Here is a 14,058-nt window from a genome sequence, read left to right on the forward strand (position 1 = left end):
TTCATCCACTCGCATCCAATAGAGTCCTTGCCATGAGCCAGCCGGAATCCGCGATCGCGGACGCCCAGGCGGGCGGCCCGAGTAACGGCACCTCCGCCCAGGGGCAGGAGCCGCTGGCCAAGCTCGCCGCGCGCCACGGTCTTCGGCGTGCCATCGCACGCCCGAGTCTGCCCGTATACCTGCGCCAACTGTGGGAACGACGCCACTTCATCACGACGTACGCCACGTCGCGCAACGTCTCGAAGTACAGCAACTCGGCCCTGGGCCAGCTGTGGCAGGTCCTCACGCCACTGCTGAACGCGGGCATCTACTACGTGATGTTCGGCCTGATCCTCGGCGCGAAGGGGAACATCGAGAACTACCCGGCCTTCCTCATCACCGGGATGTTCGTCTTCACCTACACCCAGCGCTCGGTGAGCAGCGGCGCCAAGGCGATCTCCGGCAACCTGTCGCTGATCCGGGCCCTGCACTTTCCGCGCGCCGCGCTCCCGCTCGCCTACACGATCCAGGAGTTCCAGCAGCTGCTCATCTCCATGGGCGTGCTGTTCAGCCTGGTGCTGATCACCGGCGAGGATCTCACCCTCATGTGGCTGCTGGTCCCGGTCGCCCTGTTGCTGCAGACGATGTTCAACGTCGGTGCGAGCCTGGTGCTCGCCAGGGTCGGCTCCACCTCCCGCGACCTGAACCAGCTGCTCCCCTTCATCATGCGCACCTGGCTCTACGCCTCCGGGGTCTTCTTCTCCATCGAGGACAAGGTCGTGGGCCCCAACGGCGCCGGTCTCCCCCAGTGGGTCGCCGACGTCATGTACTTCAACCCCGCCGCCGCGTACATCGAGCTCATGCGGGACCTGCTCATGCACACCCACCCGGCCCGCCCCTACATCTGGGGGGTCTGCGTATTCTGGGCGTTGTTCGCTCTGCTCGGCGGCTTCTGGTACTTCTGGCGAGCCGAGGAGAAGTACGGCCGTGGCTGAGTTGACCGAGGAGCTGTCCCGAGTGAAGGCCGAGGAGCCCGCCGTGCCGAGCACGGACGTCAGGGTGCACCCCAACCCGGAACCCGCCCCTGCCCCCGAGGGCGCCCCCACGGTCATCGTGGACGACCTGCACATCATCTACCGGGTGTACGGCGCGGCGAGCGACGCGGAGAAGGGCAACGCCGTCAACGCCCTCATGCGCCTCGTCAAGCGCCAGGGACGGCCGCAGATGAAGGAGGTGCACGCCGTGCGCGGCGTCTCCTTCGTGGCCCGCCACGGCGACGCCATCGGCATCGTCGGCCGTAACGGCTCCGGCAAGTCCACGTTGCTGCGCGCCATCGCCGGGCTCCTGCCCCCGCACTCCGGCGCCGTCTACACCGACGGCCAGCCCTCCCTGCTCGGCGTCAACGCCGCGCTGATGCGCGAGCTCACCGGCGAGCGCAACATCGTGCTCGGCTGCTACGCGATGGGCATGAACCCCAAGCAGGTCAAGGAGAAGTATGACGACATCGTCGACTTCTCCGGCATCGGGGAGTTCGTGCAGTTCCCCATGTCGACCTACTCCTCGGGCATGGGCGCCAGGCTCCGCTTCGCCATCGCCTCGGCGAAGTCCCACGACGTGCTGCTCATCGACGAGGCCCTCGCCACCGGTGACCGCGAGTTCCGGCGCAAGAGCCAGGACCGCATCAAGAAGATGCGCGACGAGGCCGGCACCGTCTTCCTCGTCGCCCACAACCTCGACGTGATCGAGGAGACCTGCAACCGGGTCCTCTGGCTGCACAAGGGCAAGATCAAGATGGACGGCGACCCGAAGACGGTCCTCGCCGCCTACAACAAGGTCTGACCACACCCGCGGCAGGAGACCGATCACGCGGCTGATCGGGCGAGTCCGAGCCACGAGCTCGATCGGCGGCCTTCGATGCCACCGGTCCGATCGGCGATCACACACGCCTTGACCACAGCTCTCCGATCAGGCGGTCTTCGATCACAGGGGCGTTGATCGCTACGCGGTCCGCGGGCAGGGCAGGATGAGGAGCGACCGACAAGACGCTTCCATCGGAGGTGAATCGTGTCCACGCGGCCACCGATTCCATATGACTTCCTGCCCCGGGTCCCCGCGCTGACCGTCGAGAGCGACGACGTCCGCGACGGCGAGCGCATGGCGGAGACCCACGTTTTCAACGACTGGGGCTCCACCGGCCAGAACGTCTCTCCTCACCTGCGCTGGTCCGGCGCTCCCGAGGGCACCCTCAGCTACGCCGTGACGTGCTTCGACCCCGACGCGCCCACCGGCAGCGGGTTCTGGCACTGGTTGCTGTTCGACATCCCGGCCGACGTGACCGAGCTGCCCGCCGGCGCGGGTGCCGGTGACGGCGGCGTGGGCGTGCACGGGCGCAACGACTACAGCCACAACGCCTACGGCGGCGCCGCACCGCCGCCCGGCGACCCGCACCGCTACATCTTCGCGGTGCACGCCCTCGACGTGGAGAAGCTCGGTGTCGGCGCCGACGCCCCGCCCGCCGTGGTCGGTTTCAACATCACCGCCCACACCCTGGCCCGCGGATACGTGACGCCCGAGTACCAGAACTAGCGATACGGCGCGCTCCCGGGCGGGACACGAGGGGCAATGAACTGACAGCGTGTTCGGTGTTCCGGTATGATTCGAACGTTGTTTCGATCCAAGGAAGCCGTCATGGAGTGGGGGCGCGCGATGCGAGAGCTGTCCACCGCGATCGACCACCTGTCCGTCGAGGACCCGTCAGAGATTCCGCGTCTCCAGCTGACCGAGCAGCTCATCGAGCTGCACTGGCAGATGGCCAGACTCCAGGCCGAGATCGCCCGTCGCACCTCCGTGCGAGGCCCGGGACGCTGAGGCGACGGGGAGGCCGGGTCGGTGCCCACCGATCCGGCTCCCCGTCGCCTCATGGGCCTTCGGCTCACAGCCCTTCGACTCATGACCCTTCGCCGATGCCGACCAAGCCCCGCGAGGCCACCACGGAGCCCACCAGGAGGCAGGTGGACGGCGGTCCGCCGAGAGGAAGGCCCGCGGAGAGCGGGTCAGGCCGAGAGCCGCTGGGGGGTGGCGGTGGCGAGCTCGAAGGGGAAGCGGTCGGCGAAGGCCGGGCGCAGGTCGGTGAGCCACACCGCGTTCGGGTCGTACCTCGCGAAGAAGGGGCGCCCGACCAGTTCGGGATCGCGCGCCTGGATGAGGTGGAGCACGAAGACCTTCTGCCCGGCGACCTCGGCGACGCCGTCCAGGCAGACCTTGCCCGGCGTGGCGGACATCGACGGGCCCCGCACGGTGCGGCACAGCCCGGAAACGCTCGCGTAGGCGTCCCTGAAGATCTCGTAAGCCCTCGCGAGCGGCACCGCGAAGTAGTCCTGCGGTCCGGTGTCGCGCTCGACGAACATGTAGTACGGGACCATGCCCATGGTGAGCTGCCTGCGCCACATGGACGCCCAGGTTTCTGGAGTGTCGTTGATCGACCGGATCAGCGGCGCCTGCGTCCTGACGACCGCGCCGGTGGCGGTGATCCTCGCGACGGCGGCCTCGACGATCGGGAGTTCCAGCTCCCTGGGGTGCGAGAAGTGCGCCATGAAGGCGAGGTTCTTGCCCGCCTCGACCACGGAGGCGAACAGGCGGAGCGTGTCGTCGCTGTCGGGGTCGGAGACGAACCGCTGCGGCCAGTAGGCCAGTGACTTGGTCCCGATCCGGATGGATTCGAGCTGCTCGACGTCGAGTAACGGCTCCAGATAGCGGCGGAGCACCGGCTCACCCATGATCATGGGATCCCCGCCGGTGAACAGCACGCTGGTCACCTCGGGGTGGTCCTTGAGGTAGCGGAGGAGGGCGTCGACGTCGTCGGAGGCGAACTTCAGGTCGGGCTCCCCGATGAACTGGGCCCACCGGAAGCAGTAGGTGCAGTAGGCGTGGCACGTCTGCCCCTGCTTGGGGAAGAAGAGCACCGTCTCAGGGTATTTGTGCTGCATGCCGGGCACCGCCTCCCCGGCGACGCGCGGGACGTTGAGGTCGAGCTGTCCGGCGGGGTGCGGGTTGAGCCCCGCCCTCACCCTGTTCGCGGCCGCCTGGATCTCCGCGTTCCCCGCCCCTGCCTCCAGGAGACCCGCCAGCGTGGTGACGTCCACCTCGGGCAGCATGTCCTCCTGGGGGAAGACCAGCCGATAGATGGGATCCTCGGGGATGGCGGACCAGTCGATGAGCTGATCCACCACGTAGGCGTTGGTCCGGAAGGGCAGCACCGTGGCCACCGCTCTGATCCGGAGCCGCTCGGCGTCGCCCAGACCGCCTCTGCGCAGCAGGTCGTCGAGATGTTTCACGGTGTAGGCACGGAACCCACGCTTGGCACCTTCGTTCAAGATCACCAGTCCTTTGCCGAGATTTTTGTCGCTGTCGCTGTAAACCCTGCCAGCCTTTCGCGCGTCACGTGCACGTTACATACACGACGTAAACCGACCTACGGTCGGTTCCATATCTCGGCAATTTCTTCTGTCCACGATGGGCATCGCGATATATCTTGAATAGCCGTACACTCGCAGTCATGACGTCCTACGACCCCGTTCTGCGCGCCTCGGACGCCGACCGCGACCATGCGGCCGCGGTGCTGAGCGAGGCATTCGCCGCCGGCCGCCTGACCAGCGTCGAGCACGCCGACCGCCTGGAAGCCACCTACGCCGCCGTCACGATGGACGACCTCGCCCCCCTCACCCGCGACCTGCCCGACGCCGCCGCTCCCACCCGCGTGGCCACCGTCGAGCGGCAGGAGGTCGCCGCCGTCTTCAGCAAGGTCGTGCGCGGCGGACGCTGGATCGCCGGACGGCACACCGCGCTGAGCGCCACCTTCGGCGCGCTGATCGTCGACCTGTCCGAGGCGGTTCTCCCCGGCAGGGAGATCACCCTTGAGGTCAACTCCTACTGCGGCAAGCTGATCGTCAGGGTCCCCCGCAACGCCCACGTCATCGACGAGGTCGACGCCCTGTTCGCCAAACGCGCCGTCTCCGGTGGCACGGGCGACGGAGACGGACCGGTCATCAGGGTCGTCGGCCGGGCCGCCTTCGGAAAGATCATCGTCTCGCGGGAGAGAAGCGACTGGAATCTCCCCGGCACTCCCTGATCGACCCGACGGACCGACCAGGTCCTGAGCCCGCCTACGATGCGGACAAACCATCCCGCACGAGGTGACCGCTTGCCTGAGACCCTTGCTCCCGGCGTCATGCCCATCGCCCTGGACGCGATGGGCGGCGACAACGCCCCCGACGAGATCGTGGCGGGAGCCGTGCGGGCGGTACGAGAGCACGGGATCTCCATCGTGCTCGTCGGCGCTCCCCGCCCCCTCGCCGAGGCGCTCTCCCAGCACGACGCGACCACCGAGATCCCGATCGTCCGGGCCGAGGAGGCCCTCGCCATGGACGAGGGCGCCCTCGCCAGCCTGCGCCGCCCGCGCTCCAGCATCGCCGTCGCCTGCCACCTCGTACGGCGAGGCGACGCCTGCGCCGTGGTCTCCGCGGGCTCCACCGCCGGGATCGTGGCGACGGGAAAGCTCCGGTTACGCGGCCAGCCGGGGGTGCTCAGACCCGCCATCGCCGTCGCCCTGCCGACCAGGCCCACCCCGACCGTCCTGCTGGACGCCGGGGCGAACGCCGAGGTCAAGCCGGAGATGCTGGTGCAGTTCGCCCACCTCGGCGCCGCCTACGCGGAAACCGCCCTGGGCATCGAGAGTCCCAGGGTCGGCCTGCTCACCATCGGCAGCGAGCCGGAGAAGGGCAACAAGCTCGTCAAGCGAGCCCACGAACTGCTGTCGGCGGCCCCCGGCCTCGACTTCGCGGGCAACATCGAGGGGCACGACCTGCTCACCGGCACCGTGAACGTCATCGTCACCGACGGCTTCACCGGCAACGTGGCGCTCAAGACCATGGAGGGCAGCGTCCGCTACGCCTTCTCGGAGCTCCGCGAGACGATCAACGAGAGCCGGACGGCCAGGGTGGGCGGCCTGTTGCAGAGGAGGCGCATCAGGGAGCTCTACCGGCGGCTCGACCCCGAGGTCCACGGCGGGGCCGTGCTTCTCGGTCTGAACGGCACCGTGGTCATCGCGCACGGCGCCTCGCAGGCGAAGGGAGTGAGCGCGGCCTGCGTGCTCGCGGCCACGCTGGCCCGGGAGGGCGTGGTCAACCGCATCGGCGAGCGCCTCGCCTCGGCCTCCCGCCCGCACCGCCTGTGGGGACACCCGCGCGTGATTCCGTCTCCGGTGACCCCCACCCAGGGCACCGTCTCCGGTGACCCCCAGACATGACACCACCTCCGGTGACACCCGCGCACGAGCCGCCTACCTGGGGTGATATTTCAGATATATCTGCACACACCTTCCACCGAATTTTCCGGCCCCGCGTACCCTGAGTCCCAGTCGATCGGGCGGGGGGACTGCGTGGAGCAGGTGGCGGAGCGGGGACTGACCTCGGCCGAGGTCGCCGAGCGGGTGGCCGCGGGGCAGGTCAACGACGTCAGGCGCCGGTCGAGCAGGTCCGTCTCGGCGATCCTCAGATCCAACGTCCTCACCCTTTTCAACGGGGTGATCGGGGCACTCTGGGTGCTGATCATGATCTTCGGAGAGTGGCAGGACGGCCTCTTCGGACTGGTGATCGTGGCCAACGCGGGCATCGGCATCATCCAGGAGCTCCGCGCCAAACGCACCCTCGACCGGCTCGCCATCGTCAACGAGTCCCCGGTCAAGGTCCGCAGGGACGGCGTCGACACCGACATCCCGCCCCAGCGGGTCGTACTCGGCGACCTCGTCCTGCTCCGCCCCGGCGACCAGGTGCTCGTCGACGGCGAGGTGGTGGACGCCGACGGGCTGGAGGTCGACGAGTCACTGCTGACCGGCGAGGCCGACCCGGTGCACAAGCGTCCCGGCGACCCCGGCGACCCCGGCGACGAGGTCCTCTCCGGCAGTTTCGTGGTCGCCGGGAGAGGCGCCTACGTCGCGACCAGAGTCGGCCGCGACGCCTACGCGGCCAGACTCGCCGAGGAGGCCAGCGCGTTCAGCCTCTCCCACTCGGAGCTGCGCGAAGGCGTGACGCGATTCATCAAGTACGTCACCTGGCTCGTCATCCCGATCGGCGCCCTGCTCACCTGGAGCCAGGTGAGCAGGCAGACGAGTGTCGGCGAGGCCGTCACCGGCACGGTCGCGGGTATCGTCACCATGATCCCCGAGGGTCTGGTCCTGATGACCAGCATCGCCTTCGCCGTCGGCGTGATCCGGCTGGGCAGGCGCCGCTGCCTGGTCCAGGAACTGCCCGCGATCGAGATCCTGGCCCGGGTCGACACACTCTGCCTCGACAAGACCGGCACCCTCACCTCGGGCGGGATGGAACTCGACGAGATCCGCCCGCTCCGCGACGACCTGCCCGTGCACGAGGCACTCGCCGCGCTGGCCAACATCGATCCTCACCCCAACCCCACCGCCCTCGCCGTCCAGGCCCGATACCCCGACTCCCCCGGCTGGACCGCCCTCACCAAGGTCCCCTTCTCCTCGGCCCGCAAGTGGAGCGGAGCCGAGTTCGACGGCCACGGCGGCTGGGTCCTGGGCGCTCCCGACGTCCTCCTGCCGCCCGGCAGCCCGGCGTACGAGGAGGCGGGGGCGCTCGCCGCCACCGGCCTGCGGGTGCTCGCCCTGTGCCGGGTCGCCTCGCTGCGCGACCCCGACGACCTCGGCGCCGTCGAGGCCGCGGCCGTCGTCGTGCTCAAGCAGCGGATCCGCCCCGACGCGGCCGAGACCCTCGCCTACTTCGCCGAGCAGCGCGTCACCCTCAAGGTCATCTCCGGCGACAACCCCGAGTCGGTGTCGGCGATCGTCACCTCTCTGGGCATTCCCGGTGGGGAGCGCGCGGTGGACGCCCGCACCCTGCCGGACGACGACCCCGAGAAGCTCGCCGAGATCATGGAGACCCACACCGTCTTCGGCAGGGTCAGCCCGCACCAGAAGCGGCTGTTCGTCGGCGCGCTCCAGTCGCGCGGGCACACGGTCGCGATGACCGGCGACGGCGTGAACGACGTGCTCGCGCTCAAGGACGCCGACCTCGGCGTGGCGATGGGCTCCGGCAGCGGCGCCACCCGGGCGGTCGCCCAGATCGTGCTGATGGACGACGGCTTCGCCGGTCTCCCCTCCGTGGTGGGCGAGGGCCGCCGGGTGCTGGCCAACATCGAGCGGGTCTCCGGGCTCTTCCTGACCAAGACCTTCTACGCGATCGTGCTCTCCCTGCTCACCGGGGTCATCGGGCTCGCGTTCCCGTTCGCTCCCCGGCACTCCACGCTCATCAACGCGCTGACGATCGGCATCCCCGCCTTCTTCCTCGCGCTCGCACCGAGCAACGAGCGCGCCAGAAGCGGCTTCGTACCCCGTGTCCTGCGCCTGGCGGTCCCCGCCGGGATCGTCTGCGCCACCGCCGTCTACCTGTCGTACTGGATCGCCCAGAGCGGGTCCGCCACCCTGGAGGAGAGCCGCACCTCGGCGGTGATCACGCTGTTCGTGGCCGCCTGGTGGGTGCTGGCCCTGGTCGCCCGCCCGTACGTGTGGTGGCGGGTCGCGCTCGTGGCCTCCATGGCCGGGATGTTCGCCCTCGCCCTCGCCATCCCGTTCGTCCGCGAGTTCTTCGCGCTCACCGTCGCGAGCCCCGCCGCCGGTCTCACCGCGGCCGGACTCGGCGTCGCCGCCGGGGCCGTGCTGACGGGCGTCTTCATGATCACGCGATCCCGTCGAAGCGCGCCGATCCAGGGTGATATCCAATCGGTTCAGGACCGGCCAGCCGATACCCTTGGGACATGACCGACCCGCAGCTCGCACTGACCGAGCGCGTCCAGCAGGCACTGGCCGCCGCCTTCGGTGCGGAATACTCCGAAGCAGACCCGCTGATCCGCCCCTCGCAGTTCGCCGACTACCAGGCGAACGTGGCGATGAGCCTGAGCAAGCGACTGCGAAGGGCCCCGCGGGAGGTCGCCCAGGAGATCGCCGAGCACCTCACCGGCCGGGCGGGAGACGCCCAGGACGACCCGTTCCCCGGCAGCGTCGAGGTGAGCGGCCCCGGCTTCCTCAACCTCACCCTCTCCGACGAATGGATCGCGGCGCGGGCCTCGGAGATCCTCGCCGACCCTCGCGTCGGAGTGGGTCTGTCCGGCTCTCCGCAGACCATCGTGATCGACTACTCCGCGCCCAACGCGGCCAAGGAGATGCACGTCGGCCACCTGCGCACGACGATCGTGGGTGACGCGCTCGCCCGGGTCCACGAGCACCTGGGCAACAAGGTCATCCGGCAGAACCACCTCGGCGACTGGGGAACGCCGTTCGGCATGCTCATCGAGCACCTCCTCGACATCGGCGAGGAGGCCGCCGTCGCCCAGCTGGAGGCCGGAGAGGGCAACGCCTACTACCAGGCGGCCCGCCTGAAGTTCGACACCGACCCCGAGTTCAACGCGCGCGCCCGCGCGCGGGTCGTCACCCTGCAGGCCGAGGAGCCCGAGACGATGCGCCTGTGGCGCATCTTCATGGACGCCACGCTGCGTTACTTCAACAAGGTCTACGTCCAGCTCGGGGTGACGCTGACCGACGACGACATCGCCGGCGAGAGCATGTACAAGCACGTGCTCGCCCAGGTCTGCGACGAGTTGCAGGAGCGCGGCGTCGCCGTCCTCAGCGACGGCGCGCTCTGCGTCTTCCCGCCCGGTTATACCGGCCGCGAGGGCCAGCCGCTGCCCCTGATGATCCGCAAGAGCGACGGCGGGTACGGCTACGGCACCACCGACATGGCCACGATCCGCTACCGGGTCCAGGACCTCAAGGCCGACCGCATCCTCTACGTGATCGGCGCGACCCAGTCGCTGCACATGTCGCTGGTGTTCGACTCGGCCAGGATGGCGGGCTGGCTGCCCGACCACGTCAGGGCCGAGCACATCCAGATCGGCAGCGTGCTGGGCTCCGACGGCAAGATGTTCAAGACCAGGAGCGGCAAGTCCATCAAGCTCGTGGAGCTGCTCGACGAGGCCGAGACCAGGGCCGCCGAGGTGCTCAGGGACAGCGACTACACCGACGCCGAGCGCACGAGGATCGCGCACGACGTCGGCATGGGCGCGGTCAAGTACGCCGACCTGTCGGTCAGCCACGACAGCGAGTACGTCTTCGACTTCGACCGGATGCTCGCCCTCACCGGCAACACCGGCCCCTACCTGCAGTACGCCCAGGCCCGCATCCGCTCGATCTTCCGCAAGGGCGGGGTGGACCCTGCCGAGACGACCGGCCCCATCGTGCTCGGCCACCCTGCCGAGCGCGCCCTGGCGCTGCAGCTCCTCGGGTTCGGCTCGGTCGTCGAGGAGATGGCGGAGAACTCGGCACCGCACAAGATGGCCTCCTACCTCTTCGACACCGCGAGCGCCTTCACCACGTTCTTCGAGAACTGCCCGGTGCTGAAGGACGACGTCGAGCCCGCCGTCCGCACCTCACGGCTCGCCCTGTGCGCGCTGACCCTGAAGGTCTTGGAGACCGGCCTGAGCCTTCTTGGCGTCCCGGTGCCCGAGCGCATGTAACCTGTCCACCAGATGATCGTCTTTATTGAGAAAGTGAAGGCGATCATCTGGCAAAGTCATGTTCGGCGCGCCTCCCTGCGGGGATGTCCGAAGCGCAATACGCTGGCGCGGTCATCGGTCACAACTTCGAGGAGCTCTCTGCCTTGAGCACGGACCTGACCGCGAACCTGAGCACGGACACCGCGAACCCCGGCAGCGACCTCACCGCGGACCTGGGCACGGACACCGCGAACGCCGGCACCGACCTGGCCGCGGATCCGAACACGGACACCGCGCCCCCCGGCACCGGGTTGAGAACGGGTTCAAGCATCGACTCGCTCCTCACCGATCTGGCCACCGGCATCGTGCCCATCGGGATGCCGGTGGACTTCGACGCCGACTCCGATCACTGGCTCACCGCGGCCGTCGAAGCGCTCGTGCTGATCACGCGTGGCGAGGAGTCGCTCGAACCCCTCGCCCGCGCCGCGCAACGCGACGAGCAGCGGACCGCCCTTTTCCTCTGCCTCGCGCTCGCCGTAGCCGGCCAGGGCGACCGCATCCACGCCTCATGGCTCGGCACCGCCTTCGGGGAACTCTCCCTGGAGCGCCCGGTGACCCACGGCCAGCGGGCGCTCTGGCTCGCCGCCGCCCGGGGGGCGTACGGCCCGGCGGGCAAGATCTTCGTGCTCCGCAAGCTCGACGCGATGACCGCCTCCCCCGTTTCCGAGCCCGACCGGTGGCTGCGCGCGCTCATCCCCGACGAGCCCTCCGCGGCCGTGTCACCGGCTCTGGCCGATTTCGAGGAGCTCGCCGGGCTTCCCGAGCTGGCCGACCCCGTACACGCCGCCGCCCGGCTCACCCACCTGCTCGACCGCTGCGCCGAGATCACCTCGGCCCGCGAAAGCAGGGGAGGCGATGGCGGCGTCGTCGCCGAGAAGACGAATTCCGTGAGCGGTCCCACGAGCGGCTCCGCGGCCCGGCCTGATGGTGACACCGCCGACGAGGCATCCGGCCGGGCGGGGGGAGCGAACCGTGACCTGGGTGATCTCGCGTTCATCACCGCCGCGCAGACGGACCGTTCGGGCGAGGCGTCCGTCGTGTGGAGCCAGGACGAGCCGCTGACCGTGCTCCGCCGGCTGGCCGGTGCGGGCGGCCCCGAACGGCCGATGAAGTCGCTCACCGACCATCTGCTCGGCGACCTGCGCCCCGGCTCCCACCCCTATCTGGCCGCGATCGCGCTGCACGTGGCCGCGCCCATCGTGCGGGCGGCGGGTGAGAGCCTCGCCGAGGCCACCCGCGCCGAGGCCCCCGAGTCGGTCACCATACCGATCCTCGGCCACCGTGTGACGCTCAGGCCCGAGGGCCCGGATCCCGAGTCGCTGGGTGCCGCCGAGGAGCGGATCACCACCGAGGGCGCTCCGACCCGCGGCCGCCCCTGGGCCGCCTACACGCTGCTCGCCCTCGCCCCGGTGATCCTGGTGGTCGCGCTCGTCCTCCCCGTCCTCCCTCTCGCGCCGCTCGCACTCCTGCCGGCCGCCGGAGGCGCCTACAGGCTGTGGCGTAGGCGGCAGCGTGAGCGAGCCGACGCGGAGTACGTCGTCACGCGGCTCTCCGAGCTCAGAGAACTCGCCCAGGGCGCGGTGTGGGCACTGCATGAGTACGCCCACGAGTCGGAGGGCCGGATCAAGACGGCGACCTCGGACCTGGCCGAACTCATCCGCCTGCTCCGCAGGGGGCCCCGAGCGGGCTGACCGCCCGCGACATGCGGGCGGCAGCCTCGATGTCAGCCGTTGGTGATCTCCACCTCGGCGGGAGCCAGCAGGAAGACCTTCTCCGCGATCCGCTCGATGCGCCCCTCGCAGCCGTATGCCAGCCCGGCGACGAAGTCGACCATGCGGGTGGCCTCGGCGGTGCTCATCCCGCTCACGTCCATGATGACGGTCTGACCTTCGCGGAAGTGCTGCCCGATGACCGGTGCGTCGTTGTACTTCATCGGTGTCAGCATCACGATCCGCGAGGGCTCGTTCATCGCACGCCAGCGTTTGGCCGCGCGCTCCGAGGCAGACTGCCAGTCTTCCTCTTCGCCCTCGATCTCGTCCCCGTAGTCGTAGGACTCGTCATAGTGCTCGGCCCCGCTCAGGCCAAGGTAGCTCGCCACCTTGCGCACTGCCCCCATCGGCTCGTCCTTTCGCCAGGACCACGCCGTGTCCGGCCTGTCCCTACACCTTGGACGGTAACCGACGACATGAAGTTCGCCACGCGACACGCCCAGTGCTTATTTCCATTTTGTACGACTACCGCACTGGTCTGATCTCCGACTTTGCCCGATCTCCTGGCCCAACTTCAACCGATATCTCCAGCGCCGCTAGCATCGCGTCATGCTCATCTACACGGTCGATTCGTTTACCGATGAATTTTTCAAGGGTAACCCCGCGGGGGTCTGCATACTCAGCGATCCGGTTCCTGACGCCTGGATGCAGTCCGTAGCGGCGGAGATGAGACACTCCGAGACAGCCTTCCTGCTTGGAGCCGAGGACGGCGGACCGTACCGGCTCCGGTGGTTCACGCCGGTGACCGAGGTCTCCCTGTGTGGGCATGCGACCCTGGCCGTGGCGCATGTGCTGTATTCCACGGGAACGGTCCCAGAAACCCTCGAATTCTCAACGAAGAGCGGAATCCTGTCCGTGACCAGGGATAAATCCGGTTTAATCCACATGGATTTCCCGGCAAAGGTACTCCAAGCGACACCTCCTCCAGAGGGACTGATCGATGCGCTGGGACTTAAACCTGTTTGGACAGGAAAAAATGTTTGGGATTACCTCGTCGAGGTCGAGTCCGAGGAGGCCGTGCTCGCCACCGCCCCTGACTTCCGGGCCCTGGAGGCCGTCGACGCGCGTGGAGTCATCGTGACGGCTCGGGCCTCGCGGCCGGGCGCCGACTACGTGTCCCGGTTCTTCGCTCCCACGGCCGGAGTTCCCGAGGACCCGGTGACGGGGTCCGCCCACTGCGCCCTCGCGCCGTACTGGTCGGCCAAGCTCGGTTCCGACAGTCTGGTGGGGGCCCAGCTGTCAGAGCGTGGAGGTGTGGTCCGCACGACCGTACGAGGAGACCGGGTCGAACTCGCGGGAAACGCGGTGACCGTTCTTTCCGGCGAGCTCCACGTCTAGGGACGTGCGTCGAAGGTTTCGCCGCGCCCAGGCCGGCCCGGTGACCATCACCCCGTGAGCGCCGTGGGAACGTTGGAAACATGACGTCCGTGAAGCGAGAACGGCTTCTCCATGGCTCACGGAGGCCCGAGAGCTCCTCCCTGCCCCTGCCGGCCTGGAACGTGGAGGCTCGGAGCCCCGGCCTTCGACGTCTGGAGGCTCGGAACACCGCTTGAGCGCCGCTGGACCGCCCTCGGGACCCCGCTGGGCATCGTCGGACATCGCTTGAAAAAGGCCCTGGAAAGCACGAAAGGCCCCCACCAACGGTGAGGGCCCTACGTGAAAGATTGTCCGGCGGTGACCTACTCTC

12 protein-coding genes are annotated in these 14,058 nt (G+C 68.9%); 10 read left to right on the forward strand and 2 right to left on the reverse strand.

Translation table 11 applies throughout. From position 1 onward, the window contains the following. The first annotated feature begins 32 nt into the window (after positions 1–32). The 4 genes from AB0B90_RS32825 (at position 33) to AB0B90_RS32840 (ending at position 2,847) form a co-directional block, all read left to right on the forward strand. A complete protein-coding gene (locus AB0B90_RS32825; protein ID WP_350950269.1) occupies positions 33–974 on the forward strand; it encodes an ABC transporter permease in 942 nt (313 codons plus the stop codon). Then, on the forward strand, positions 967–1,818 hold the full coding sequence (locus tag AB0B90_RS32830) for an ABC transporter ATP-binding protein (RefSeq protein WP_350950268.1): 852 nt from the start codon (positions 967–969) through the stop codon (positions 1,816–1,818). Before AB0B90_RS32825 ends, AB0B90_RS32830 begins: the two co-directional genes overlap by 8 nt. 225 nt (positions 1,819–2,043) lie before the next feature. After that, positions 2,044–2,565: a YbhB/YbcL family Raf kinase inhibitor-like protein gene (locus AB0B90_RS32835; RefSeq protein WP_362926248.1), complete on the forward strand. Its 522-nt coding sequence runs from the start codon at positions 2,044–2,046 to the stop codon at positions 2,563–2,565. Between the two features lie 102 nt (positions 2,566–2,667). After that, complete coding sequence (locus tag AB0B90_RS32840) at positions 2,668–2,847, forward strand: hypothetical protein (protein WP_329086969.1); 180 nt, start codon at positions 2,668–2,670, stop codon at positions 2,845–2,847. 185 nt (positions 2,848–3,032) lie between these two features. Here the strand turns inward: AB0B90_RS32840 and AB0B90_RS32845 are convergent, their stop codons facing one another. Further along, positions 3,033–4,358, reverse strand: coding sequence for a lysine 2,3-aminomutase (locus AB0B90_RS32845; RefSeq protein ID WP_350950266.1), 1,326 nt, complete (start codon positions 4,356–4,358; stop codon positions 3,033–3,035). Between the two features lie 176 nt (positions 4,359–4,534). On the opposite strand from AB0B90_RS32845, the gene AB0B90_RS32850 reads away from it, so the two are divergent. From AB0B90_RS32850 to AB0B90_RS32870, 5 genes are all read left to right on the forward strand, one after another. Continuing rightward, on the forward strand, positions 4,535–5,107 hold the full coding sequence (locus AB0B90_RS32850; protein ID WP_350950265.1) for a DUF1707 domain-containing protein: 573 nt from the start codon (positions 4,535–4,537) through the stop codon (positions 5,105–5,107). A 99-nt stretch (positions 5,108–5,206) separates the two neighbouring features. Beyond that, on the forward strand, positions 5,207–6,283 hold the full coding sequence (plsX, locus tag AB0B90_RS32855) for a phosphate acyltransferase PlsX (protein WP_350950283.1): 1,077 nt from the start codon (positions 5,207–5,209) through the stop codon (positions 6,281–6,283). A gap of 132 nt (positions 6,284–6,415) precedes the next feature. After that, positions 6,416–8,812 (forward strand): HAD-IC family P-type ATPase, encoded by a 2,397-nt coding sequence (locus tag AB0B90_RS32860; protein ID WP_350950264.1) that lies wholly within the window; start codon positions 6,416–6,418, stop codon positions 8,810–8,812. After that, positions 8,809–10,563, forward strand: a complete 1,755-nt coding sequence (gene argS, locus AB0B90_RS32865; RefSeq protein ID WP_350950263.1) for an arginine--tRNA ligase — start codon at positions 8,809–8,811, stop codon at positions 10,561–10,563. Before AB0B90_RS32860 ends, argS begins: the two co-directional genes overlap by 4 nt. Positions 10,564–10,706: 143 nt before the next feature. Continuing rightward, positions 10,707–12,293 carry a hypothetical protein gene (locus AB0B90_RS32870; protein ID WP_362926249.1) on the forward strand — a complete coding sequence of 529 codons (1,587 nt, stop codon included), beginning with the start codon at positions 10,707–10,709 and terminating at the stop codon, positions 12,291–12,293. 32 nt (positions 12,294–12,325) lie between these two features. On the opposite strand, the gene AB0B90_RS32875 is transcribed toward AB0B90_RS32870, so the two are convergent. Beyond that, a complete protein-coding gene (locus tag AB0B90_RS32875; RefSeq protein WP_350950261.1) occupies positions 12,326–12,718 on the reverse strand; it encodes a cell division protein SepF in 393 nt (130 codons plus the stop codon). A gap of 202 nt (positions 12,719–12,920) precedes the next feature. On the opposite strand from AB0B90_RS32875, the gene AB0B90_RS32880 reads away from it, so the two are divergent. Beyond that, positions 12,921–13,709 (forward strand): PhzF family phenazine biosynthesis protein, encoded by a 789-nt coding sequence (locus AB0B90_RS32880; protein ID WP_362926250.1) that lies wholly within the window; start codon positions 12,921–12,923, stop codon positions 13,707–13,709. Positions 13,710–14,058: the final 349 nt, after the last annotated feature.

Origin of the sequence: Streptosporangium sp. NPDC049078, from assembly GCF_040648855.1 — a bacterium.
Lineage (GTDB): Bacteria > Actinomycetota > Actinomycetes > Streptosporangiales > Streptosporangiaceae > Streptosporangium.

Coding starts and splice junctions, on each gene's coding strand:
- AB0B90_RS32875 (WP_350950261.1), bottom strand. CDS start 12,718: ATGGGGGCAGTGCGCAAGGTGGCGAGCTACCTTGGCCTGAGCGGGGCC.
- AB0B90_RS32825 (WP_350950269.1), top strand. CDS start 33: ATGAGCCAGCCGGAATCCGCGATCGCGGACGCCCAGGCGGGCGGCCCG.
- plsX (WP_350950283.1), top strand. CDS start 5,207: ATGCCCATCGCCCTGGACGCGATGGGCGGCGACAACGCCCCCGACGAG.
- argS (WP_350950263.1), top strand. CDS start 8,809: ATGACCGACCCGCAGCTCGCACTGACCGAGCGCGTCCAGCAGGCACTG.
- AB0B90_RS32850 (WP_350950265.1), top strand. CDS start 4,535: ATGACGTCCTACGACCCCGTTCTGCGCGCCTCGGACGCCGACCGCGAC.
- AB0B90_RS32840 (WP_329086969.1), top strand. CDS start 2,668: ATGGAGTGGGGGCGCGCGATGCGAGAGCTGTCCACCGCGATCGACCAC.
- AB0B90_RS32880 (WP_362926250.1), top strand. CDS start 12,921: ATGCTCATCTACACGGTCGATTCGTTTACCGATGAATTTTTCAAGGGT.